This window comes from Pseudomonas sp. MF09150, from assembly GCF_059862355.1.
The window spans coordinates 113,767-136,136 of the sequence record NZ_JCBCUS010000010.1 but is presented as its reverse complement, the minus strand read 5'-3'; the positions used below and the strand labels follow the sequence as shown (position 1 = coordinate 136,136).

Genomic DNA, 22,370 nt, shown 5'->3' with positions numbered 1-22,370 from the left:
GCTGCGCTGGCCATTTGCAGCACTGCGTTTCTCCAGGGGCGCCGCGGCATATGTTCAGGGCGCGGCTATAGACTCAGCCGTTCATGCTCTGAAAATGCTCCAGCATGCGCTGGGCGTCCGGGGTCACGCCGCTGAACAGTTCAAAGGCCTTCACCGCCTGGAACACCGCCATGTTGCCGCCGTCCAGGGTCCGGCAACCCAGGGCCCGGGCGTTGCGCAGCAGTTCGGTTTCCAGCGGGAAGTAGACGATTTCCGCGACCCACAGCGCAGGCCGCAGCAAGGCGGCCGGCACCGGCATGCCCGGCAGCTTGGCCATGCCCATCGGCGTGGTGTTGACCAGGCCCGAGGCCCTTGCCAGGGTGCTGCTCAGGTCGACACCGGCCTTGGCGCGACCGGCACCGAAGTGCTGGTTCAGGTTGTCGGCCAGGGCCTGGGCACGGCTCGCTTCCACATCGAAAATACTCAGCTGCTGCACACCCTCGCTAAGCAGGGCATGGGCCACCGCCGCACCGGCCCCGCCAGCCCCCATCTGCACCACCTGGTCCAGGGCCACACCCTGCAGGCCGCGACGGAAGCCTTCGGCAAAACCCAGGCAGTCGGTGTTGTGGCCGATGCGCTTGCCGTCCTTGAGCACCACGGTGTTCACCGCGCCGATGCCACGGGCTTCGGGGGACAGCTCATCGAGCAGCGGGATGATGCTTTGCTTGCAGGGGAAGGTCACGTTGAGGCCGGTGAAACTCATGCGTTCGGCGGCCAGCAGCAAGTCGGCCAGCGCGCTGCTGTCGAGTTGCAACGGGTCGAGGTCGATCAGGCGGTACAGGTACCGCAGGCCCTGGGCATCGCCCTCATGTTCGTGCAGGGCCGGGGTGCGCGAGGCCTGGATGCCGGCGCCGATCAGGCCGGCGAGAATGGCGTTGGTTTTGCTCATGCGATTCACCCCTTCAAACGCTGGCTGAAATGTTCCAGTGCCAGACGATAACCATTGCTGCCGAAACCGCACATCACCGCCTGGGCGATCGAGGACACGAACGAATGGTGACGGAACGGCTCGCGGGCATGGACGTTGGACAGGTGCACTTCGATCACCGGCAATTCACTGGCCACCAGCGCATCGCGGATGGCCACCGAGGTGTGGGTCCAGGCGGCGGGGTTGATCACGATGCCGGCGCAGCGGCCACGGGCGGCATGAATCCAGTCCAGCAGTTCACCTTCGTGGTTGGTCTGGCGAAACTCCACCGCCAGCCCGAACTCTTCGGCGGCGCGGCCGCACAGGGCAGAAATATCTGCCAGGGTTTCATGGCCGTAGGTCGCGGGTTCGCGGGTGCCGAGCAGGTTCAGGTTGGGGCCGTTGAGCACCAGGACGATAGGGGGCATAGGGGGTGAATCTCCGTTGTTATTGTTGGCGTGGCGTGCGAGGCCCGCTTGTGCGGATAAATTGTACTAACTGGTTAATTAGGTCAATTGCAGGGTGTCGACGGAGGAGGCCGCGCGGCATTAAGTGTTCGTTTATCGAACAACTTCCCGTGCCCTGAGCTACAAACCCGAGTCGCCGGAATGGCTGAGCACTTGCTGGCCGTAGTGCTGGTAGCGGCGCGCGCTGGACGTCAGGGCGGCGAGGGCAAGGCCCGGGCAACCCGTTTCAACGGAAAAACAGGCGGCCGTTCGTGCAGGGTGGGCTGCGGCGCGCCCTGATGCCTTACCGAGGTTGTTGCACCCGTGCGGTGGTAGATGGGTGCTGATATCAATTGAAAATGATTCTCGACAAGCCGTAAGATGCCCGCCAATTTCCTTCAAGTTCCAGGGAGTCGGTTTGTCGGACGTGGATCTCAAGGGCCTGTTTCTCAAGCATGCCGCTACCTTGCGTGGGTATCTGGCGCGCAAGGTACGGGACCCGCAGTTGGCTGCCGACCTGGTGCAGGAGAGTTTCCTGCGCCTGGCCGAGCAGACCCGTGGCGAACGCATCGACAATTCACAGGGGTATCTCTACCGAACGGCCAGGAATCTGCTGATCGACCATGTTCGTCAGGAGGCGCGGCGCAAGACTGACACCGTGTCCCATGAAGCGCTGGCTGAAATCGAAGATGAACTGGCCGGGTTGGAGGCGCAGGCGATGGCGCAGCAACAGCGGATGGCATTGAAGCAGGCGATGGCTGAACTGCCACAACGGACCCAGGAGATTTTTCGCCTGAACCGGATCGAGGGCATGACCCATGCCGAGGTGGCCCGGCACTTGAACATTTCCGACAGTTCGGTGCAAAAGCATCTTTCCCGGGCGTTGGCCTATGTCATGCAACGCCTGCAAGGCACCGATGAGCGGCCCGCCGACGAATGAATTACGGTAAATGTCGGGGTTAGACGTCACTGCTTATATATAACGAGAAATCGAGATTCACACGTGAATAGCCAGGGTCCGCAAGAGCGCAGTATCACTGAGGCGGCCGCCGACTGGGCGGTGCGTTTGCACGCCGGTCACTTGAGTGCGGCCGAGCAGGTCGAGCTTGAGCAATGGCAGGCCCGCGATAGCCGGCATGGCCCGGCCTTGCGTTTTGCCGAGCAGACCTGGGCGGCCCTGGGCGAACTGCACCTGGAACCGGACAGTGCCCGGCTGACGCCGGCACGCCGTGCCTCGGCGCCTGCCGCCGAGCCCACACGACCTGCAGCACGCCGGCGGCGCACTGGGCGCCTGGCAGCCAGTGTGGCGGCGCTGACCCTGGCGGTCTGTGTCGGCTGGTGGCAGGGGCCGCAAGCCCTGTTGCGCATGCAGTCCGATTACCTGACCGCCAAGGGTGAGGTGCGTACGGTGCAACTGACCGACGGCAGTCAGGTGGAGCTTGATTCAGGCAGCGCCATCAGCCTCGATTTCACCGATCAGCAGCGCCAGGTACGGCTGCTGGCAGGTTCGGCGGTGTTCGATGTGGCGCCCATGGGCCCCGGGGAAACCCGCCCTTTTGTGGTGGAAAGCGCGGGCGGCCAGACCCGCGCACTGGGCACCCGGTTTGTGGTCGGGCGTGAAAGCAGCCAGCAGGCCTGGGTCGGCGTGCTGCAGCACAGTGTCGCTGTCAGCCTGCAATCCCCGGCGCAGCAGGGGCCGGGCAAACGGGTCCTGGAAGAAGGGCAAAGCGCGCGCTACAACCCGCAGACCGGCGTGGTCGCGCTGCAGGACTTCGACCTGCAGCGCGCCACCAGTTGGCGCCGTGGGGTGCTGGTGTTTGATCGCCTGCCCCTGGCCAATGTGGTCGAGCAGCTCAACCGCTATCGCCCGGGGCGCGTGGTGCTGACCAGCAGCGAGTTGGCCGAGCGCCAGGTCAGTGGCGTGTTCCGCCTGGATATGCTGGACACGGCCCTGTCCACCCTGACTCGGGAATTGCAGGTGCAGCGCTTTGACCTGGCCGGTGTCAGCCTGATTTATTGAGCCCTGTCCCGGGGCTTTTTCGATTGCGATAAAAAAACCTGAAAAAAACTTACTGAGTTTTCGCCCCTGGCACGTCTTGCTAGTGAGATGCATTCGCATACACACAAGATGGCCAGCGTGGGGATAACAACAATGAGGGGAAGCAGTCGCAAGGAAGCCAGTACCGGTCGCCGGTTGGCCCTTGCTGTTCACCTGGGAGTCGCAGGCTGGTTGGCGGGCGTTGGCCTGTTGCACGCCGCCGAGCCGGTTGGCGCCAGCCAGCCGAGTGCCGATCAGCAGTACCTGTTGAACTTCGAAATCCCCGCACAACCCCTGGGGGCGGCGGTCCTGGCCTTTGCCGAACAGGCCGGGCTGCAAGTGTTGTTCGACAGCCAGCGCCTGCAAGGGCTGCAAAGCTCGGCGCTCAATGGTCGCTACAGCGTGCAGGAAGGCCTGGCGCGGCTGCTGGGCAATGCTCCAGTGGAGTACCGCTTCACCGGTGAGCGCCAGGTGACCCTGAGCCGGGTCGCCGGCGGCCATGATGGCGCCCTGGCGCTGGCCACCACGACTGTCACCGGCAACCGCGAAGGCAAGAAAGGCGACTGGGTCTATGGTGATCCGCGTTCGGTGAGCGTGATCGGTCGCGAGCAACTGGACCGCAACCCGCCGCGGCATGCGGCAGACATGCTGGAAGAAACCTCGGGCGTGTACTCGGCGGTCAACCAGCAGGACCCGGGCCTTTCCGTGAATATCCGCGGGATCCAAGACTACGGCCGGGTCAACATGTCGATCGACGGCATGCGCCAGAACTACCAGCAGAGCGGCCACCAGCAACGCAACGGCACCCTGTATGTCGATCCGGAATTGCTCTCCGAGGTGGTCATCGAAAAGGGCGCGACCTCCGGCATGGGCGGCGCGGGAGTGATTGGCGGGATCGCCAACTTTCGCACCGTCGAAGCCAGCGACCTGCTCAAGCCGGGCAAGGAAATCGGCGGGCGCATCCGCCTGACCACCGGGCTGGGCGGGCGCAGTAACGGTACGCATTTTATCGGCAGTTCCGCCTTTGCCATCGGCACCGAGGCCTGGGACATGCTGCTGGCCGCCAGCGAGCGGCACCTGGGGGATTACAACCCGGGCACCCGGGGCAGTATCGGCGAGCTGCGCACCGGCGCGGCGATGGACCCCACCGCCACCGACCGGGTGAAAAACTCCACCGTGGACTACACCGCCTCGGTGATGCGGTCGCGCCTGCTCAAGCTCGGGGTCAACCTGCCGGCGGACCAGCGCCTGCAACTGAGCTACCTGACGACTGAAGTGTCCTACGACGACGCGAACATGATGAACGTCGAGAACGGGCAACTGTGGGAAAAGCTCGGCAGCAGCAAGGTCCGGGCACAGAACTTCGCACTCGATTACAGCTACACCCCGGACAACCCGCTGATCGACTTCAAGGCCAAGCTCTACTACGTCGACAACCGCAACGATCAGAGCACGGTCCGCGTCCGTTCGAGCCCGGGTTACTCCATCACATACCAGACCGATACCTACGGCGCCCAGGCGCAGAACACCTCGACCTTCGCCCTGGGCGAGCTGTCCACGCTCAAGGCCAACTACGGCCTGGAGTTCTTCTATGACAAGGTCCGTCCGGACTCCAGCCAGGCGGTGGCCAGCGGGTCGGCGGTGAATGCTTCGGCGGCGGAGGCCATGACCCCCGAGGGCGACCGGGCCCTGGGCAGTCTGTTCGCACGCCTGGATTACGACTATGACGGCTGGCTGAACATGAACGCCGGGCTGCGCTATGACCGATACCGCCTGCGCGGCGAGACCGGGCTCAATACCCGGACCTTCGTGATTGGCGCCACCCCCCGGCAGATCACCGTGCCGGTGACCTACGACGTGGACAATCAGGAGGGCCGCCTGTCGCCGACATTCGGCCTGTCGGTCAAGCCGGGGGTGGACTGGCTGCAACTGTTCGCCACCTACGGCAAGGGCTGGCGTCCGCCGGCCGTCACCGAAACCATGATTTCCGGGCGCCCCCACGGTGGCGGGGCCGAGAGCATGTACCCCAACCCGTTCCTCAAGCCGGAGCGTTCCACGGCCTGGGAGGTGGGGGTCAATGTGCTCAAGGAGAACCTGTTTTTCAGCGAAGACCGGCTGGGGATCAAGGTTGCCTACTTCGACACCCGGGTCGACGACTTCATCTACATGAACATGGGCGTGCAGCCGCCGGGTTATGGCATGGCCGGCATCGGCAACAGCGCCTACGTCAACAACCTGGAAGAAACCCACTTCCGTGGCGTCGAGTACCAGTTGGACTATGACGCCGGAAGCGCCTACGGCCAGCTGTCCTACACCCACATGATCGGCAGCAACGACTTCTGCGCCAAGACCGCGTGGCTGGGTGGGGTGACCCAAGCCGTCAAGCAAGGCTCGGGGCGTGGAGCCATCGTGGTCGGCATGCGCCCCGATGATGCGGCCAACGCCGCCACCCAATGCAGCGCGATCCTCGGCTCGGCCGAGCACATGCCGATGGACCGTGGCGCGCTGACCCTGGGCGCACGCTTTTTCGAACGCAAGCTGGATATCGGTGCCCGCGCCCGTTACAGCGCCGGGTATGCGGTAGAAGGCACCGCCACCACCACCGTGTCCCAGAGCGGCGTCTACCCGGCGGACTGGAAGCCCTACACCGTCTACGACCTCTATGGCAGCTACCGCGCCACCGATGAACTGACCCTGCGCCTGGCCATGGAAAACGTCACCGACCGCGCCTACCTGGTGCCCCTGGGCGACGTGCTGGCCTTCACCCTCGGCCGTGGCCGCACCTTGCAGGGCACCGTGGAATATCAGTTCTGACCCCTTTTGCCCAATGACGGGCAAAACCGGAGCCGGCAGGAGTCGGCTTCGGAGTGACCAACCTATGTATTGGAGTTTTGCATGAGCATTTCAATTTCTTACAGCGCTACCTACGGCGGCGTCAGCGTTGCGAACTACCTGACTGACTGGTCGGCCTACTTTGGCGACGTCAACCATCGTCCGGGGCAGGTGGTCGACGGCACCAACACCGGCGGCTTCAACCCGGGCCCGTTCGACGGCACCCAATACGCGCTGAAGAGCACCAACAGCGACGCCGCGTTCGTGGCCGATGGTGAATTGCACTACACCCTGTTCAGCGCGCCGAGCCACACCGTCTGGGGTTCGCTGGACACCATCTCCCTGGGTGACACCCTGGCCGGCGGCACCACCGCCAACCCGTACAACCTGGTCAGCCAGGAAGTCAGCTTCACCAACCTGGGCCTCGAGAGCCTGAAAACCGAAGGCCGTGAAGGCGACGTGCACAAAGTCATCTACGGCCTGATGAGCGGCGACAGCTCGGCCCTGGCTGGAGAAATCGACGCCCTGCTCAAAGCCATCGACCCAAGCCTGTCGGTGAACTCGACGTTCGACGACCTGGCGGCTGCCGGTATCGCCCACGCCAACCCGGCTGCTGCCGACGTCGGCCTGGTGGGTGTGCAGGACGTGCCTCAGGACTGGGCCCTGGCGGCCTGAGTGCCGGTTTGAGGCATAAAAAAGCGAATGCCGGATCGCTCCCGCATTCGCTCGCTTGAATCACCTCCGTCGCCCGAGTTTTCGAAGGCCAGGGCGGCGGTGGTGGCAAATTCTGGGGAGCGCCGTGGTGCCTGTCAATGCACGTGGCGCGCCTCTTGCCGATCCGTTCTGCAAGAACGGATGGCGCTCTATCCCTCGACATCCAACAGGACACCTTGATGAGCAGGCCGAATTCACTTGCCGGTTCCGAGACGCTGGCGGCCCTGGCGGCCTATAAAAGCGGCTTCTTCAACATCGGCCTGTTTTCGGCGGTGATCAACCTGCTGATGCTGGCTCCGGCCCTGTACATGTTGCAGGTGTATGACCGGGTGCTGGCCTCGGGCAATCAGATGACCCTGTTGATGCTGACGCTGATGATCCTCGGCCTGTTCGGCCTGATGGGCGCGTTGGAGTGGGTGCGCAGCCAGGTGGTGATCCGCCTCGGCACGCAGATGGACATGCGGTTGAACCAGCGGGTGTACGACGCCGCGTTCGAAGCCCAGCTCAAGGGCAGCCCCCAGGCCGCCGGCCAGGCCCTGAACGACCTGACCGCGCTGCGCCAGTTCGCCACCGGCAATGCGCTGTTCGCGTTTTTTGATGCGCCGTGGTTCCCGGTGTACCTGCTGGTGATCTTTCTGTTTCACCCCTGGCTCGGCCTGCTGGCCCTGGGCGGCGCGGTATTGCTGGTGGTGCTGGCCTGGGTCAACCAGCACATCTGCCAGGCGCCGTTGAGCGCGGCCAGCCAACTGTCCATCAGCACCAGCCAGCAGGCCACGGCCAACTTGCGCAATGCCGATGTGATCGAAGCCATGGGCATGCTGGGTGCCCTGCGCGGGCGCTGGTTTGCCGGGCATCAGGCGTTTCTGGCCCAGCAGAACCTGGCCAGCGAAAAGACTGCCACCGTCAGCGCCTGGTCCAAGGGCGTGCGTCTGGCCCTGCAATCGTTGGTGCTGGGCCTCGGCGCCTTGCTGGCGGTGCAGGGTGAAATCACCCCGGGGATGATGATTGCCGGTTCGATCCTCATGGGCCGGGTGCTGAGCCCGATCGACCAACTGATTGCGGTGTGGAAACAATGGAGTTCGGCGCGCCTGGCCTATGAGCGCCTGTCGGCTTTGCTCCAGGCCCACCCGGCGCGCCCGCAACGCATGAGCCTGCCTGCGCCGCGTGGCGAGTTGCAGGTACAAGCCCTGAGTGCCTGCGCCCCGGGCAGCCGGCGGCCGGCCTTGAGCAACCTCGGGTTCAGCCTGCCGGCGGGCAACGTGTTGGGGGTGATCGGCCCGTCCGGTTGCGGCAAGTCGACCCTGGCTCGGCTGCTGGTCGGGGCCTGGACGCCGCTGACCGGCAAGGTGCGCCTCGACGGCGCCGACCTTGGGCAATGGGATCGCCAGCAACTGGGCCCGCATATCGGCTACCTGCCCCAGGACGTGCAACTGTTTGCCGGCAGCATTGCCGAGAACATTGCCCGCCTGGGGCCGGTGGACTCGGCCAAGGTGCTGGCGGCGGCGCAGATGGCCGGGGTGCACTCGTTGATCCTGCAATTGCCCCAAGGCTATGACACGCAGTTGGGGGAGGGTGGCGCCGGGTTGTCCGGCGGGCAGAAGCAGCGCATCGGCCTGGCCCGTGCCCTGTATGACCTGCCGGCGCTGATCGTGCTCGATGAGCCCAACTCCAACCTCGATGAAGCCGGCGAGCAGGCCCTGCTCCAGGCCATCACCCAGCTCAAGCAACAGCAGCGCACGCTGGTCCTGATTACCCACAAGCCCAACGTCCTGACCCTCACCGACCAGTTGATGATCCTGCGCGACGGTCAGCTGCAGGCCTTCGGCCCGACGGCGCGGGTGCTGGAGGCGAGCCAGAAAGCCAAGGCCCCGCCAGCGCCCCCGGTGAGCAACCCGGTGACCGCGTTGAACATGAATTACCGGCTGGGCGTAGCGACCAGTCCTGAAGGGAAAAAAGCATGAGCCAGTCCCACGCCAGCGCGGCGCCGCCGCTGCCTACCGCCGAGGCCCCGAGCAATGTGCTGCCCCTGGACCACAAACACCATTCACGCCTGGGTTGGCTGCTGGTGCTCGGCGGCTTTGCCGCCTTTCTGGGCTGGGCGGCGTGGGCGCCCCTGGACAAGGGCGTGGCGGTGTCCGGCAAGGTCATGGTTTCGGGCCACCGCAAGGCGGTGCAGCACCCCAGTGGCGGGATTGTCGAGCATATCGAGGTGCGCGACGGCCAGTTGGTGAGTGCCGGGCAGGTGCTGCTGCGCCTCAAGGAAACCCCGTTGCGCACCCAGATGCAGTCCTTGCGTGCGCAGTATCTCGGTTCCCTGGCCAGCGAGGCGCGGCTGAATGCCGAGCGTGAAGGCGCCACCCGCATTGAATTCAGCCCCGAACTGCTGGCCCTGGCCGCCGAGCCCGAGGTGGCCGCGACCATGGCCCTGCAACGCCAGCTGTTCAGCAGCCGGCGCGAGGCCCTGGCCATGGAGCAGCAGGGCATTGGCGAAACCATCGCCGGCACCCAGGCGCAACTCTCGGGCACCCGTGACTCCCAGGCCAGCAAACAGCAGCAGCGCAAGGCCTTGAGCGAGCAATTGCAGGGCCTGCGCGAGCTGGCGCGGGACGGCTACATCCCGCGTAACCGGTTGCTCGACAGTGAGCGGCTGTACGCGCAGATCGACGGTTCGATCGCCGAAGACTTCGGGCGCATTGGCCAGTTGCAACGCCAGATCCTCGAATTGCGCCTGCGTATTCGGCAACTGTCCGAAGAGTTCCAGAAGGAAGTGCGCAGCCAACTGGCCGACACCCGCCCGCGCAGCGAAGACCTGCGCAACCGCCTGGCTTCGGCCGAGTTCGAACTGGCCAACAGTCAGGTCCGGGCACCGGCCGCCGGGGTGGTCGTGGGGCTGCAGGTGTTTACCGAGGGTGGGGTGATCAAGCCCGGCGAAGCGCTGATGGAAATCGTGCCCCAGGGCGAGCCTTTGCTGGTGGAGGCCCGGGTGCCGGTGCAGATGGTCGACAAGGTGCACCCCGGGCTGACGGTGGAACTGATGTTCTCGGCCTTCAGCCAGAGCACCACGCCCCGGGTGGCGGGGGAGGTGACCCTGGTGTCTGCCGATCGCCAGGTCGACGAGCGCACCGACGAGCCTTATTACACCTTGCGTGCCCAGGTCAGCGCCGAGGGCATGCAGCAACTGCAAGGTTTGCAGATCCGTCCGGGAATGCCGGTGGAGGCGTTTGTCCGTACCGGTGAGCGTTCGATGCTCAATTACCTGTTCAAGCCCCTGCTGGACCGCACCCACATGGCCTTGGTGGAAGAATGAAGCCGCGTCCCCTGCAACTGGCCCTGCTAGGGCTGGCGTTTTTGTGTGCTCCGGCGGCCCAGGCCCTGGGTTTGCTCCAGGCCTACGACCTGGCGGTGCTCAACGACCCGACCTTCCATGCGGCACTCAAGGAACGCGACGCCGGTGAAGAAAACCGCGTCATCGGCCGCTCCGCGCTGCTGCCCAATCTGTCCTGGAGCTACAACAACTCGCGCAATGAATCCGAGGTGACCCAGACCCTGCCCCAGGGTGATGTCACCACCGACCGCGATTACCGCAGCTACGCCGCGACCCTGACCCTGCAACAACCCCTGCTCGATTACGAAGCCTATGCGCGTTATCGCCAGGGGGCAGCCCAGGCGCTGTTTGCCGATGAGCGCTTTCGCAGCAAGAGCCAGGAATTGGCGGTGCGCTTGCTGGGGGCCTACAGCCAGGCCTTGCTGGCCCAGGAGCGCATTGAGTTGAGTCAGGCGCAACGGCGCACCTACGCCGAGCGCTTGCAACTCAACCAGCGCCTGCTGCAAGGCGGCGAGGGCACCCGCACCGATGTCCTGGAAACCCAGGCCCGGCTCTCCCTGGCCCTGGCCGACGAGATCGAATCCCGGGACCTGCAGGACACCGCCCTGCGGGAATTGGAGGCGATCGTCGGCCAGCCGTTGCAGATCGATGAGCTGGACCCCCTGGTCCGGCGCTTTGAAATCCAGCCGCTGCAACCCAACCGCTTCGACACCTGGCGCGACCTGGCCCTGGCCAATAACCCGGAACTGGCCTCCCAGCATCACGCCCTGCGTGCCGCGGAATATGAGGTGGAGCGCAAGCGCGCGGGGCACTTGCCCAAGGTCAGCCTGTACGCCAGCAGCCGCCAGACCAGCTCCGATTCGGAAAGCAGTTACAACCAGAAGTACGACACCAACACCGTTGGTATCCAGGTCAGCGTGCCGTTGTTTGCCGGTGGCTCGGTCTCGGCGTCGACCCGTCAGGCTGCCAGCCAGCTGTCCCAGGCCCAGTACGAGCTGGACGCGCAAACTGCCAGCACCCTGATCGAGCTGCGCAAGCAGTTCAACCTCAACAGCAGTGGCGCGGCCAAGGTCCGGGCCTATGAAATGGCCGTCAGCTCGGCCGAAGCCCTGGTGCTGGCCACGCAGAAAAGCGTGCATGGCGGGGAACGGGTCAACCTCGATGTGCTGGACGCCGAACAACAACTGTTCAGCGCCCGCCGCGACCTGGCCGATGCCCGCCACGCCTACCTGCTGGCGCGGATCCAGCTCAAGTACTACGCCGGGCTGCTCAACGAACAGGATTTGCAGCAGTTGGCCGGCTACTTCCACCCCCTGGGCTGACACCGCCCCCCCGCACCAACCCACCCCTGTAGGCGCTGGCTTGCCAGCGATGGCGATTTCGAACCCAGCGAAAGATCCAAGACCGCCTCGCCGGCAAGCCGGCTCTTACAGGGGATGCAGAATGAAAACGGCCGTCTCGAGGACGGCCGTTGGCGCGAGCGGGGCGGATCAGCGCCGGGTCAGCAACACCCCGGATTCCATATGGTGGGTCCACGGGAATTGGTCGAACAGGGCGCAGCGGGTGATGCGGTGGGTGTCGTGCAACTGGGCGATGTTGTCCGCCAGGGTTTGCGGGTTGCACGAGATGTACAGGATGTTGTCGAAGCGTCGGGTCAGTTCGCAGGTGTCCGGGTCCATGCCCGCACGCGGCGGGTCGACGAACACGCTGCCGAATTCGTAGCTTTTCAGGTCCACGCCCTGCAAGCGGCGGAACGGGCGCACTTCGTTCAGGGCTTCGGTCAACTCTTCGGCAGACAGACGCACCAGGGTGACGTTATCCACCGCGTTTTCGCTGAGGTTGCTCAATGCCGCATTCACCGAGGTCTTGCTGATTTCCGTGGCCAGCACTTTGCGTACCCGGGTGGCCAGGGGCAGGGTGAAGTTGCCGTTGCCGCAGTACAGTTCCAACAGGTCGTCCGGGCGCTCGCCCAGGGCGTCGTAGGCCCAGTTGAGCATCTTCTGGTTCACGGTGCCGTTGGGCTGGGTGAAGGCGCCTTCGGGTTGGCGGTAGCTGAAGGTGCGGCCGCCGACGTCGAGCTGCTCCACCACGTAATCGCGGCCGATCACTTCACGCTTGCCCTTGGAGCGGCCGATCACGCTGACCTGCAACTCGGCCGCGAGCCTGCTCGCCGCCGCGTGCCAGTGCTCGTCCAGCGGACGGTGATAGCACAGGGTAATCATCGCGTCGCCGGCCAGGGTAGTGAGGAACTCCACCTGGAACAGCTTGTGGCTCAGGGCGGCGCTGGCCTTCCAGGCCGCCTTGAGCTGCGGCATCAACTGATTGATGCGCAGGCTGGCGATGGGGAACTCTTCGATCAGGATCGGCGTGCGTTTGTCTTCCTGGGAAAACATCGCGTAGTGCCGCTCACCGGCTTCGCGCCACAGGCGGAACTCGGCGCGCAGGCGGAAGTTCTGCAGCGGCGAGTCGAAAACCTGCGGCTCGGGCGCATCGAAGGGGGCCAGCAGGTCACGCAGGCGCGTGACCTTGTCTTGCAGTTGTACGGCGTAAGAGGCGGCGTCAAAAGTCATGCGGGGTAGCCCAGCTTGATCACAAACAGAATCGACAGGATCACCAGGGCCGGGTTCAGCTCACGGGCGCGGCCCGACAGCAGCTTGATCACGGTCCAGGAAATAAAGCCGAAGGCGATGCCGTTGGCGATGGAGTAGGTGAACGGCATCGCCAGGGCGGTGACCACCACTGGCGCGGCGACGGTGATGTCGTCCCAGTCGATTTCGGCCAGGCCCGACGTCATCAGCACCGCCACGAACAGCAGCGCCGGAGCGGTGGCGAAAGGCGGCACGCTGGCGGCCAGTGGCGAGAAAAACAGCGCCAGCAGGAACAGGATCGCCACCACGATGGCGGTCAAGCCGGTGCGGCCGCCGGCACTGACGCCGGCAGCGGACTCGATGTAGCTGGTGGTGGTCGAGGTGCCCAGCAGCGAGCCGGCCATGGCCGCTGTGCTGTCGGCAATCAGCGCACGGCCCATTTTCGGCATGTGGCCGTCCTTGCCCATCAGCCCGGCGCGCTTGGCGACGCCGATCAGGGTCCCGGAGTTGTCGAACAGGTCGACGAACAGGAAGGCGAAAATCACGCTGATCAGGCCGATGTCCAGCGCGCCCTTGATGTCCAGCTGCAGGAAGGTCGGGGCCAGGGATGGCGGCATGGACGTCACGCCACCGAACGCGGTGACGCCCAGCAGAATCGAAACGATGGTCACCACCAAAATGCCGATCAGCACCGCACCGCGCACTTTCAGGGCCTCCAGGGCCACGATCAGGGCGAAGCCCAGGGACGCGAGGATCGGCGCCGGTTTTGTCAGGTCGCCCAGGCCCACCAGGGTCGACGAGTTGCCGACCACGATCTCGGCGTTATGCAGGGCGATCAACGCCAGGAACAGGCCGATACCGGCCGCAATTGCCGAACGCAGCGGCAGCGGGATGCTGTTGATGATCCATTCGCGGATACGAAAGATCGACAGGATGAAGAACAGCACCGCCGAGATGAACACCGCCCCCAGCGCCACTTGCCAGGTGTGGCCCATGTGCAGGACCACGGTGTAGGTAAAGAAGGCGTTCAGGCCCATGCCCGGTGCCAGGGCGATCGGGTAGTTGGCGATCAGGCCCATGATGGTGGAGCCGATGGCCGCCGCCAGGCAGGTGGCAACGAAGATCGCACCCTTGTCCATGCCGGTCTCGCCGAGAATGCTCGGGTTGACGAACAGGATGTAGGCCATGGCCAGGAAGGTGGTGATGCCCGCCAGGATCTCGGTGCGTACGTTGGTGTTGTGTGCCTTGAGTTGAAACAGCCTTTCCAGCATGTCTGCTCCCCGTGGCGCGCCGGGCGCCGTGAATGTATCGACCTAAACAGCAAAGCACAGACCGCCGGAGGCGCCTGAGGAATTTCAGTGGGTCGGAAAAAGCCGCGCATCATACCAGCAGCGTGGGCTAATGGCTGCGATCGTCGGCGATGTTTTGCCTGCCGGGCGAGTGGGGCATACTGCGCCGACGTTTCGGGGGGGATTTATGCACAGCACGATAAAAGCGATGGCCCTGGGCCTGGTGGCAGCGGCCTTTGGTCTGGGGGCCACAGCGGCCATGGCCCGTTCCGCGCCGCCGTTGAGCCAGTTGGAGATCCTCAAGGTCGAGTCGCCGGCCTGTGGTTTCGAGGATGTGTCCGATGGTCGCAGCCAGACCCGTTGTGATCACAGTGGCCCCAACATCAAGGTCTATGTCCTGGAAATCGGCTACGGCCGCCAACCCCATGTGACCCTCGACGGCTTTGAAGTGAACGGCACCCGCTCGGCGGTCTGCGAAAACGGCTCGAGCCTGGTGCCCTGCGGCAATTCCGGGATCACCGTCGGCTATATCTACATCTTCGACCTGGCCGGCAAGCAGGAAGGCACCTTCAGTTTCAGCAATTCCTCGCTCAATGCGCCCGGCAACACCATGAGTACGCAGATCTACATCAAGTAGGCGATCAAGGCCGACTACGCTCTAAAGACCCATCTGTGGACGTGCGCCATGACCTTTAGAGCCCTGATCACCGTCGCTGAAGGCATCGACGACCTGCAAAGCGTGACCCTGATCGATGTCCTGCGCCGCGCCGAGGTCGAAGTGCTGGTGGCCAGCATCGAGTCGCGGCGCATGCTGACCTGCGCCCGCGGCACCCGCCTGACTGCCGACGGCATGCTGGTGGATGTGCTGGCACAAGACTTCGACCTTATCGTCCTGCCGGGGGGCGCGGTCGGCGCGCAACACCTCGGCGCCCATCAACCGTTGCTGCAACGGGTCAAGGACCAGGCGGCCGCCGGGCGCCTGTTTGCCGCTATCGCCGAGGCTCCGGCCCTGGCCCTGCAAGCCTTTGGCGTGCTGCGCCAGCGGCGCATGACCTGCCTGCCCAGCGTCAGCCAGCAACTCTCGGGGTGTAACTTTATCGACCAGCCGGTGGTGGTCGACGGCAACTGCATCACTGCCCAGGGCTCGGGCGCGGCCCTGCTGTTTGCACTGACCCTGGTGGAGCAAATGTGCGGCAAGGCGCGGCGGGCTGCGGTGGCGGCGCAGTTGCTGGTTTAAAGCCGATCAACGGCCCCGGTACGCCCATCAATTGCCCTGAACGCTCATCCCGCAGCGAAGTCGTACCCCTAAGACGGCGGTTTATCAAAACGCCGCGCATGCACGACAACCGTGAGGTGTTTATGAGCGCGACCACTACCGGCGCTGCGGCGCAGACCTTTGCCCGCCACCCGATACGCCTGACCTTGAACCAGCAACCTCGGCAACTCGACGTGCTGCCCTGGACCACCCTGCTGGACCTGCTGCGCGAGCAACTGGACCTGACCGGCAGTAAAAAAGGCTGCGACCACGGCCAGTGCGGTGCCTGCACGGTGTTGCTCAATGGCAAGCGGGTGAACGCCTGCCTGACCCTGGCGGTAATGTGCGACGGCGCCGAGCTGACCACCATTGAAGGGTTGGCCAGTGGCGATCAATTGCATCCTCTGCAGCAGGCCTTTATCAAGCACGACGCCTTTCAATGCGGCTACTGCACGCCGGGGCAGATCTGCTCGGCCCAGGGCCTGGTCAACGAGGGACGGGCCCAGACCCGCGAGCAGATCCAGGAACTGATGAGCGGCAATCTGTGCCGCTGCGGTGCCTACAGCAATATCCGCGATGCCATCGAAGAGGCGTTGCCCGCCTGCCGCCGGCAGGGGGAAAACCCATGAACCCGTTCCATTACAGCAAGCCGCTCGATGTGCAGGAGGCCGTGCACCTCGCGGGGCCGAACACGCGCTTCATCGCCGGCGGCACCAACCTGCTGGACTTGATGAAAGAGAACATCACTCGCCCCGAACGCTTGATCGATATCACCGGCTTGCCCCTGCGGGACGTTCGGGAAACCGCCGCTGGCGGCCTGATGATCGGCGCCCTGGTCAGCAATGCCGACCTGGCCTGGCACCCCCTGGTGGAAGCGCGCTACCCGTTGCTGTCCCAGGCGATCCTGGCCGGTGCCTCGCCACAGTTGCGCAACATGGCCAGTACCGGAGGCAACCTGCTGCAACGAACCCGTTGTTATTACTTCTACGACGCCAGCGTGCCCTGCAACAAACGCCAGCCAGGCAGCGGTTGCCCGGCCCGCGAAGGCTTGAACCGGATCCACGCGATCCTCGGTGCCAGTCAAGAGTGCGTGGCCACGCACCCCTCCGACATGTGCGTGGCCCTGGCGGCCCTGGAGGCGGTGGTCCATGTGCAGGGCGGTGGCGGCAAGCGCCTTATCGAGTTCGCCGACTTTCATCGCTTGCCGGGCGAACATCCGGAGCGGGACAACCTGCTGGCCGATGACGAACTGATCACCGCCATTGAGCTGCCGGCGGCGGGTTTTGCCCGGCACAGCCACTACCTCAAGATCCGTGACCGCGCGTCCTATGCCTTTGCCCTGGTCTCGGTGGCGGTGGGGCTGGAAATGGTCGGGCCGGTGATCCGCGAGGCGCGCCTGGCGCTGGGCGGTGTGGCCCACAAACCCTGGCGCGACAAGGCAGTGGAGCGGCTGCTGGTGGGCAAGCCGGTGAGCCGCGAGCTGTTTGCACTGGCCGCCGACACGCTGCTCGAAGACGCCGAACCGTTGGCGCACAACGCTTTCAAACTCAAGCTGGCACGCCGCGCGATGATTCGTGCCCTGGGCGATGCCGCACTGGAGGGGGCTGCCCGATGAATTCCTTTGCCAAACCCATGGGGCAACCGGTGGACCGGGTCGACGGCATGCTCAAGGTCACTGGCCAGGCGCGCTATGCCGGCGAGTTTCCCGAGGCGGGCTTGCTTCACGGCAGCGTGGTGTCCAGCAGCATTGCCCGTGGCCGGATTGTCAGCATCGACGCTTCGGCGGCCCTCAGCCTGCCTGGGGTGGTGATGGTGCTTGAGCACTTGAATCGCCCGCGCCTGGCCAGTTACGACGAAAGCTACGCGGACGATGACGCGGCCAAAGGGTCGCCTTTTCGTCCGTTGTATAACGAGCGGATTCTCTACAGCGGGCAGCCGGTGGCCCTGGTGGTCGCCGAAAGCCTGGAGCTGGCGCGCCATGCCGGTTCATTGCTGGTGATCGAGTATCAGGCCGAGCCCCACGCCACTGACCTGCTGAGCGCGCAATTCGAGGGCCATCCGGCGCCCGCCGAGGTGCCCGGGCCCCGTGGCAATTTCCAGGCGGAGCTGGCGGGCGCGGCCTTGCAACTGGACCTGCACTACAGCACCCCGATCGAGCACCACAACCCGATGGAGCCCCACGCCAGCACGGTGCTGTATCAGGCCGACGGCAGCCTGCACATTCACGACAAGACCCAGGGGCCGCAAAACTGCCAGCGGTATGTGCAGAAGGTTTTCGGCTTGGGGCGCGAGCAGGTGCGGATCTTCGCCGGCTATGTCGGTGGTGCGTTCGGTTCCGGCCTGCGTCCGCAATATCAGCTGCCGCTGGCGGTGATGGCGGCGCTGGCCCTCAAACGCTCGGTGCGGATCAGCCTGACCCGCCAGCAGATGTTCACCTTTGGTTATCGGCCTCGGACCTTGCAGCGCCTGCAACTGGGCGCCGCGGCCAATGGCCGGCTGCTGGCGCTGGGGCACGCGGCGATCGGCCAGACTTCGCGTTTCGAAGACTTCACCGAGCACGTGGTGGAGTGGAGCGGCATGCTTTATCACTGTGACAACGTGCAACTGGACTACCAGTTGGTGCCGCTGGATGTGTTCACGCCCCTGGACATGCGCGCTCCCGGTGCCGCCCTGGGCCTGATCGGGCTGGAGTGCGCCATGGACGAATTGGCCTGCGCCCTGGCCATCGATCCGGTGCAGTTGCGGCTGATCAATTATTCCGAGCGCAACCAGAACCAGGACAAGGCCTATTCGAGCAAGGAACTGCGTGCCTGTTATGCCCAGGGCGCCGAGCGCTTTGGCTGGGCGCGACGCAACCCCGAGCCCCGCAGCATGCGCGAAGGCCGTGAACTGATTGGCTGGGGCATGGCCGGTGGGGTCTGGGAAGCCTTGCAGCAGAAGGCCAGCGCCAAGGCCCGTCTTGACCACGAGGGGCGCCTGACCGTCAGTAGCGCCACCACCGATATCGGCACCGGCACCTACACCGTAATGACGCAGATCGCCGCCCAAGCCTGCGGTGTGGCCCTTGAGGATGTGGTTTTTGTACTGGGGGATTCCTCCTTGCCCGCTGCGCCCTTGCAGGGTGGTTCGTTCACCGTGTCTTCAGTGGGTACGGCGGTGCAGCAGGCCTGCTCGGCCCTGCGCGAAAAACTGCTGGAGCGCGCCGCCGCTCAAGCGCCGGCCTTCCAGGGTGCAACGCCTGCCCAGGTGCGCTTTGCCGATGGGCAGATGTGGTACGGCGAACACGGCCTGGCCCTGGCCGAGCTGCTGCGCGATACCGAGGAGCAGGCGCTGGAGGTTCAAGTGGATGCCGAGCCGGATAAAAAGCGCGATGCCTACGCCACGGCCACCCATTCGGCGGTATTTGTCGAGGTGCGGGTGGACGAGGACCTGGGGGTGGTCAAGGTCAGCCGGGTGGTCAGTGCGATTGCCGCCGGACGCGTGGTCAATCCGAAAATGGCCCGCAGCCAGATTCTGGGTGGCGTGGTCTGGGGCATCGGCATGGCCCTGCACGAGGAAACCCAGACCGACCACAACCTGGGACGCCACATGAACCACAGCCTGGCCGAGTACCACATCCCGGTGAATGCCGATATCGGTCAGATCGATGTGCTGTTCGTCGAGGAACACGACGAGATCGTCAACGCCCTGGGCTCCAAGGGTGTGGGAGAAATCGGCATCGTCGGCGTGGCGGCGGCGGTGGCCAATGCGATTTATCACGCCACCGGCAAGCGGGTGCGGGACTTCCCGATCACCCTGGACAAGCTGCTTTAGACCTTGGCTTCTTCCACCGGGACATGCATCCGGTCGCGGTTGGCCAGGGTCGGGAACAGTTTGATCCAGACCCCGGTCACGACCAGCGTGCCGACTCCGCCCATGACCACCGCCGGCACGGTGCCGAACCAGTGGGCGGTGAGCCCGGATTCGAACTCGCCGAGCTGGTTCGAGGCGCCGATAAACAGGCCATTGACCGCGCTGACCCGGCCGCGCATTTCGTCCGGGGTTTCCAACTGCACGAAGGAGGCGCGGATCACCATGCTGATCATGTCCGCCGCGCCCAGCACCACCAGTACCGCCAGGGAAAACCAGAACGAGGTCGAGAGGCCGAAGGCGATGGTGGCCACGCCGAACACACCGACGGCGGTGAACATCACCCGACCGACCTTGCGGTCGACGCTGAAGCGCGCCAGCCACAGGGACATGCCCAGGGCGCCGACCGCCGGTGCCGAGCGCAACAGGCCCAGGCCCCAGGGGCCGGTGAGCAGGATGTCTTTGGCGAACACCGGCAGCAGTGCGGTGGCGCCGCCCAGCAGTACGGCGAACAGGTCCAGGGAAATGGCGCCGAGGATGTCCGGCCGGCTGCGGATAAAGCGAATCCCGGCCAGCAGCGAATCCAGGGTGGCCTTGCCTTTGTTGAGCGGGGTCTGCCGTGCCGGCAGGTTGAGCATCAGCAGGCAGGCGATGACGTACAGGATCACCGTCGGGCCATACACCCAGACGCTGCCAAACGCATAGAGCAGGCCGCCCAGGGCCGGGGCGACGATGGTTGCCGATTGTTGCGCCGACTGTGCGGCAGCCACGGCGCGGGGGAACAGCGCGCTGGGGACGATGCTCGGCAGCAGGGCCTGGGTGGTCGGCATTTCGAATGAACGGGCGGCGCCGAGGAGGAAGGCGAGGATAAAGATCATCTCCCGGGTGACGCTGTCGGTGGCGCTGCCAATGGCCAGCGACAGGGCGATCAACGCCTGCAACGACTGGCAGATCGCCGCGACCCGGCGTCGGTCATAGCGGTCGGCCACATGCCCGGTGTGCAGCATGAACAGGACCCGCGGCGCGAATTCGACCAGGCCCACCAGGCCCAGATCCAGCACGTTGCCGGTCAGTTGGTAGAGGTTCCAGCCAATGGCCACGGTGAGCATCTGAAAGCCGCTGGCGGTGAAGATCCGGGCCAGCCAAAACGCGATGAAAGGGCGGTGATGACGGAGCAGAAGCGGGTCTGGGCTGGGCATCTGAGGGCATATCTGAGCGGGGGGTAGGGCGAGGTTATCACCAACATGTAACCAATAGTTGCCGCGACCCGAAAAATCGTTAGCCCCGCATCTATCTCGTCGCCGCTGCCTGCGCTGTCCCTGATGGGCGCCGAAGATATCCCTGGCTGATCCCGGTGTTCTGGAGGGCCAGCGCAGCCTCGCGTGGCTACTCAGGCTGGTGAGGCAAGCTGTCACGCGACAAAAGACCACACAAACCAATGGCGGATTTAGGACTACTCTTTCAACGTTGATTGATCCAGATCAAAACCTTTTCCAAAGGTCGATCTGGCGGCCAGATGGCCAGAAATCCCTACGTTGCGATGGTTTAAAAAGAACGAATCCGAATTCGCCACACTCCATATCCGTGGGGGCAGTGGGTGCAGGCCGCAAGCCTTCAGCCGGTATTACCTGACAGAGGAAAGCTTATGTTCGGTTTGGAGGCACTTGATCTCGCCCGAATCCAATTCGCGTTCACCATCTCGTTCCACATTCTGTTCCCGGCCATCACCATCGGCCTGGCGAGTTACCTGGCGGTACTCGAAGGCTTGTGGCTCAAGACCCGCGACGACACCTACCGCGACCTGTACCACTTCTGGTCCAAGATCTTTGCCGTCAACTTCGGCATGGGTGTGGTCTCCGGCCTGGTCATGGCCTACCAGTTCGGTACCAACTGGAGCCGCTTCTCGGATTTTGCCGGCGCTGTCACCGGCCCGTTGCTGACCTATGAAGTACTCACGGCGTTCTTCCTTGAGGCCGGTTTCCTTGGGGTCATGCTGTTCGGCTGGAACAAGGTCGGGCGCAACCTGCACTTCTTCTCCACGGTGATGGTGGCCATCGGCACGCTGATCTCGACCTTCTGGATCCTCTCGTCCAACAGCTGGATGCAAACTCCTCAGGGCTTTGAAATCATCGACGGCCGGGTGATTCCGGTGGACTGGTTCGCCGTGGTCTTCAACCCTTCGTTCCCCTACCGCCTGGCGCACATGGCCACGGCCGCGTTTGTCGCCACGGCGTTCTTCGTCGGCTCCTCGGCTGCCTGGCACCTGCTGCGCGGGCGGGATAACCCGGCGATCCGGCGCATGCTGTCGATGGCGATGTGGATGGCCCTGATCGTGGCGCCAGTACAGGCGGTGATCGGTGACTTCCATGGCCTCAACACCCTCAAGCACCAGCCGGCGAAAATTGCCGCCATCGAAGGCCACTGGGAAAACATCGGCAACGAGCCGACCCCGCTGATCCTCTTCGGCTGGCCGGACATGAAGGCTGAAAAAACCAAGTACGCCGTAGAAATCCCTTACCTGGGCAGCCTGATTCTCACCCACTCGCTGGACAAGCAAGTGCCGGCGCTCAAGGACTTTCCACCTGAGGACCGGCCGAATTCGACCATCGTCTTCTGGTCGTTCCGGGTCATGGTCGGCCTCGGCTTCCTGATGATCTTCACCGGCCTGTGGAGCCTGTGGCTGCGTCGCCGCGAGCGGATCTACCACAACCGGTTGTTCCTGCACCTGGCGCTGTGGATGGGGCCGTCGGGTCTGATCGCGATTCTCGCCGGCTGGTTCACCACCGAAATCGGCCGTCAGCCGTGGGTGGTCTACGGGCTGATGCGCACGGCAGATGCATCGTCCAACCACAGCTTTATGCAGATGAGCATCACCTTGGTGTTGTTTGTCGTGGTCTATTTCGCGCTGTTCGGTGCCGGCCTGGGCTACATGATGCGCCTGGTGCGCAAAGGCCCTGTGATCAATGAAGGGGCCGAAGTCAGCCACGGGGGACCTGGGCAGAAACGCACGCCGGCCCGGCCGCTTTCCGCTGCCGACGATGACGCCGAAGCTGACCACAGCGACCGCCTGAACAAGGGGAATTGACTC

Annotated in this window: 18 protein-coding genes; 13 read left to right on the top strand and 5 right to left on the bottom strand. The window is 64.5% G+C overall.

Features of this window, described 5'->3' with window-relative positions:
• Positions 1-73 precede the first annotated feature (73 nt).
• The gene (locus tag AC19YX_RS29410) at positions 74-928 is read right to left on the bottom strand and encodes a shikimate dehydrogenase (protein ID WP_500607651.1); all 855 of its coding nucleotides are present in this window, start codon (positions 926-928) and stop codon (positions 74-76) included.
• 5 nt (positions 929-933) lie between these two features.
• Complete coding sequence (aroQ, locus tag AC19YX_RS29405) at positions 934-1,374, bottom strand: type II 3-dehydroquinate dehydratase (protein WP_078471717.1); 441 nt, start codon at positions 1,372-1,374, stop codon at positions 934-936.
• Between the two features lie 436 nt (positions 1,375-1,810).
• Here aroQ and AC19YX_RS29400 point away from each other — a divergent pair, with 436 nt between their 5' ends.
• The 7 genes from AC19YX_RS29400 (at position 1,811) to AC19YX_RS29370 (ending at position 11,623) form a co-directional block, all read left to right on the top strand.
• The gene (locus AC19YX_RS29400; RefSeq protein WP_020296957.1) at positions 1,811-2,332 is read left to right on the top strand and encodes an RNA polymerase sigma factor; all 522 of its coding nucleotides are present in this window, start codon (positions 1,811-1,813) and stop codon (positions 2,330-2,332) included.
• A 63-nt stretch (positions 2,333-2,395) separates the two neighbouring features.
• Positions 2,396-3,412: a FecR family protein gene (locus AC19YX_RS29395; protein ID WP_500607650.1), complete on the top strand. Its 1,017-nt coding sequence runs from the start codon at positions 2,396-2,398 to the stop codon at positions 3,410-3,412.
• Positions 3,413-3,544: 132 nt separating this feature from the next.
• Complete coding sequence (locus AC19YX_RS29390) at positions 3,545-6,244, top strand: TonB-dependent receptor (RefSeq protein WP_078471719.1); 2,700 nt, start codon at positions 3,545-3,547, stop codon at positions 6,242-6,244.
• A gap of 81 nt (positions 6,245-6,325) precedes the next feature.
• Positions 6,326-6,937 carry a heme acquisition protein HasA gene (locus AC19YX_RS29385; protein WP_078471720.1) on the top strand — a complete coding sequence of 204 codons (612 nt, stop codon included), beginning with the start codon at positions 6,326-6,328 and terminating at the stop codon, positions 6,935-6,937.
• A gap of 218 nt (positions 6,938-7,155) precedes the next feature.
• On the top strand, positions 7,156-8,937 hold the full coding sequence (locus AC19YX_RS29380; RefSeq protein WP_078471721.1) for a type I secretion system permease/ATPase: 1,782 nt from the start codon (positions 7,156-7,158) through the stop codon (positions 8,935-8,937).
• Entirely contained in the window at positions 8,934-10,283 is a 1,350-nt protein-coding gene (locus AC19YX_RS29375) for an HlyD family type I secretion periplasmic adaptor subunit (protein WP_500607649.1), read from the top strand. Before AC19YX_RS29380 ends, AC19YX_RS29375 begins: the two co-directional genes overlap by 4 nt.
• Positions 10,280-11,623, top strand: a complete 1,344-nt coding sequence (locus AC19YX_RS29370) for a TolC family outer membrane protein (RefSeq protein WP_500607648.1) — start codon at positions 10,280-10,282, stop codon at positions 11,621-11,623. Before AC19YX_RS29375 ends, AC19YX_RS29370 begins: the two co-directional genes overlap by 4 nt.
• A gap of 168 nt (positions 11,624-11,791) precedes the next feature.
• Here AC19YX_RS29370 and trmA read toward each other — a convergent pair whose 3' ends face one another.
• Positions 11,792-12,871 carry a tRNA (uridine(54)-C5)-methyltransferase TrmA gene (gene trmA, locus AC19YX_RS29365; protein WP_078471724.1) on the bottom strand — a complete coding sequence of 360 codons (1,080 nt, stop codon included), beginning with the start codon at positions 12,869-12,871 and terminating at the stop codon, positions 11,792-11,794.
• Entirely contained in the window at positions 12,868-14,160 is a 1,293-nt protein-coding gene (locus AC19YX_RS29360) for an NCS2 family permease (protein ID WP_201128096.1), read from the bottom strand. The genes trmA and AC19YX_RS29360 overlap by 4 nt, the downstream gene beginning before the upstream one ends.
• Positions 14,161-14,365: 205 nt before the next feature.
• Here AC19YX_RS29360 and AC19YX_RS29355 point away from each other — a divergent pair, with 205 nt between their 5' ends.
• The 5 genes from AC19YX_RS29355 (at position 14,366) to AC19YX_RS29335 (ending at position 19,246) form a co-directional block, all read left to right on the top strand.
• On the top strand, positions 14,366-14,815 hold the full coding sequence (locus AC19YX_RS29355) for a DUF4879 domain-containing protein (RefSeq protein ID WP_078471726.1): 450 nt from the start codon (positions 14,366-14,368) through the stop codon (positions 14,813-14,815).
• A gap of 48 nt (positions 14,816-14,863) precedes the next feature.
• Complete coding sequence (locus AC19YX_RS29350) at positions 14,864-15,415, top strand: DJ-1 family glyoxalase III (RefSeq protein WP_078471727.1); 552 nt, start codon at positions 14,864-14,866, stop codon at positions 15,413-15,415.
• A gap of 122 nt (positions 15,416-15,537) precedes the next feature.
• A complete protein-coding gene (locus AC19YX_RS29345; RefSeq protein ID WP_078471826.1) occupies positions 15,538-16,062 on the top strand; it encodes a (2Fe-2S)-binding protein in 525 nt (174 codons plus the stop codon).
• The gene (locus AC19YX_RS29340) at positions 16,059-17,048 is read left to right on the top strand and encodes an FAD binding domain-containing protein (protein ID WP_078471728.1); all 990 of its coding nucleotides are present in this window, start codon (positions 16,059-16,061) and stop codon (positions 17,046-17,048) included. Before AC19YX_RS29345 ends, AC19YX_RS29340 begins: the two co-directional genes overlap by 4 nt.
• Entirely contained in the window at positions 17,045-19,246 is a 2,202-nt protein-coding gene (locus AC19YX_RS29335) for a xanthine dehydrogenase family protein molybdopterin-binding subunit (protein WP_500607647.1), read from the top strand. Before AC19YX_RS29340 ends, AC19YX_RS29335 begins: the two co-directional genes overlap by 4 nt.
• Here AC19YX_RS29335 and AC19YX_RS29330 read toward each other — a convergent pair.
• Positions 19,243-20,481 carry an MFS transporter gene (locus AC19YX_RS29330; protein WP_078471730.1) on the bottom strand — a complete coding sequence of 413 codons (1,239 nt, stop codon included), beginning with the start codon at positions 20,479-20,481 and terminating at the stop codon, positions 19,243-19,245. The genes AC19YX_RS29335 and AC19YX_RS29330 overlap by 4 nt on opposite strands.
• A 446-nt stretch (positions 20,482-20,927) precedes the next feature.
• Between AC19YX_RS29330 and AC19YX_RS29325 the strand changes: the two genes are divergently transcribed.
• Entirely contained in the window at positions 20,928-22,367 is a 1,440-nt protein-coding gene (locus AC19YX_RS29325) for a cytochrome ubiquinol oxidase subunit I (RefSeq protein ID WP_078471731.1), read from the top strand.
• The last annotated feature ends 3 nt before the right edge of the window (positions 22,368-22,370 follow it).

Coding starts and splice junctions, on each gene's coding strand:
- aroQ (WP_078471717.1), bottom strand. CDS start 1,374: ATGCCCCCTATCGTCCTGGTGCTCAACGGCCCCAACCTGAACCTGCTC.
- AC19YX_RS29360 (WP_201128096.1), bottom strand. CDS start 14,160: ATGCTGGAAAGGCTGTTTCAACTCAAGGCACACAACACCAACGTACGC.
- AC19YX_RS29345 (WP_078471826.1), top strand. CDS start 15,538: ATGAGCGCGACCACTACCGGCGCTGCGGCGCAGACCTTTGCCCGCCAC.
- AC19YX_RS29390 (WP_078471719.1), top strand. CDS start 3,545: ATGAGGGGAAGCAGTCGCAAGGAAGCCAGTACCGGTCGCCGGTTGGCC.
- trmA (WP_078471724.1), bottom strand. CDS start 12,871: ATGACTTTTGACGCCGCCTCTTACGCCGTACAACTGCAAGACAAGGTC.
- AC19YX_RS29335 (WP_500607647.1), top strand. CDS start 17,045: ATGAATTCCTTTGCCAAACCCATGGGGCAACCGGTGGACCGGGTCGAC.
- AC19YX_RS29355 (WP_078471726.1), top strand. CDS start 14,366: ATGCACAGCACGATAAAAGCGATGGCCCTGGGCCTGGTGGCAGCGGCC.
- AC19YX_RS29340 (WP_078471728.1), top strand. CDS start 16,059: ATGAACCCGTTCCATTACAGCAAGCCGCTCGATGTGCAGGAGGCCGTG.
- AC19YX_RS29370 (WP_500607648.1), top strand. CDS start 10,280: ATGAAGCCGCGTCCCCTGCAACTGGCCCTGCTAGGGCTGGCGTTTTTG.
- AC19YX_RS29330 (WP_078471730.1), bottom strand. CDS start 20,481: ATGCCCAGCCCAGACCCGCTTCTGCTCCGTCATCACCGCCCTTTCATC.
- AC19YX_RS29350 (WP_078471727.1), top strand. CDS start 14,864: ATGACCTTTAGAGCCCTGATCACCGTCGCTGAAGGCATCGACGACCTG.
- AC19YX_RS29380 (WP_078471721.1), top strand. CDS start 7,156: ATGAGCAGGCCGAATTCACTTGCCGGTTCCGAGACGCTGGCGGCCCTG.
- AC19YX_RS29410 (WP_500607651.1), bottom strand. CDS start 928: ATGAGCAAAACCAACGCCATTCTCGCCGGCCTGATCGGCGCCGGCATC.
- AC19YX_RS29375 (WP_500607649.1), top strand. CDS start 8,934: ATGAGCCAGTCCCACGCCAGCGCGGCGCCGCCGCTGCCTACCGCCGAG.
- AC19YX_RS29385 (WP_078471720.1), top strand. CDS start 6,326: ATGAGCATTTCAATTTCTTACAGCGCTACCTACGGCGGCGTCAGCGTT.
- AC19YX_RS29325 (WP_078471731.1), top strand. CDS start 20,928: ATGTTCGGTTTGGAGGCACTTGATCTCGCCCGAATCCAATTCGCGTTC.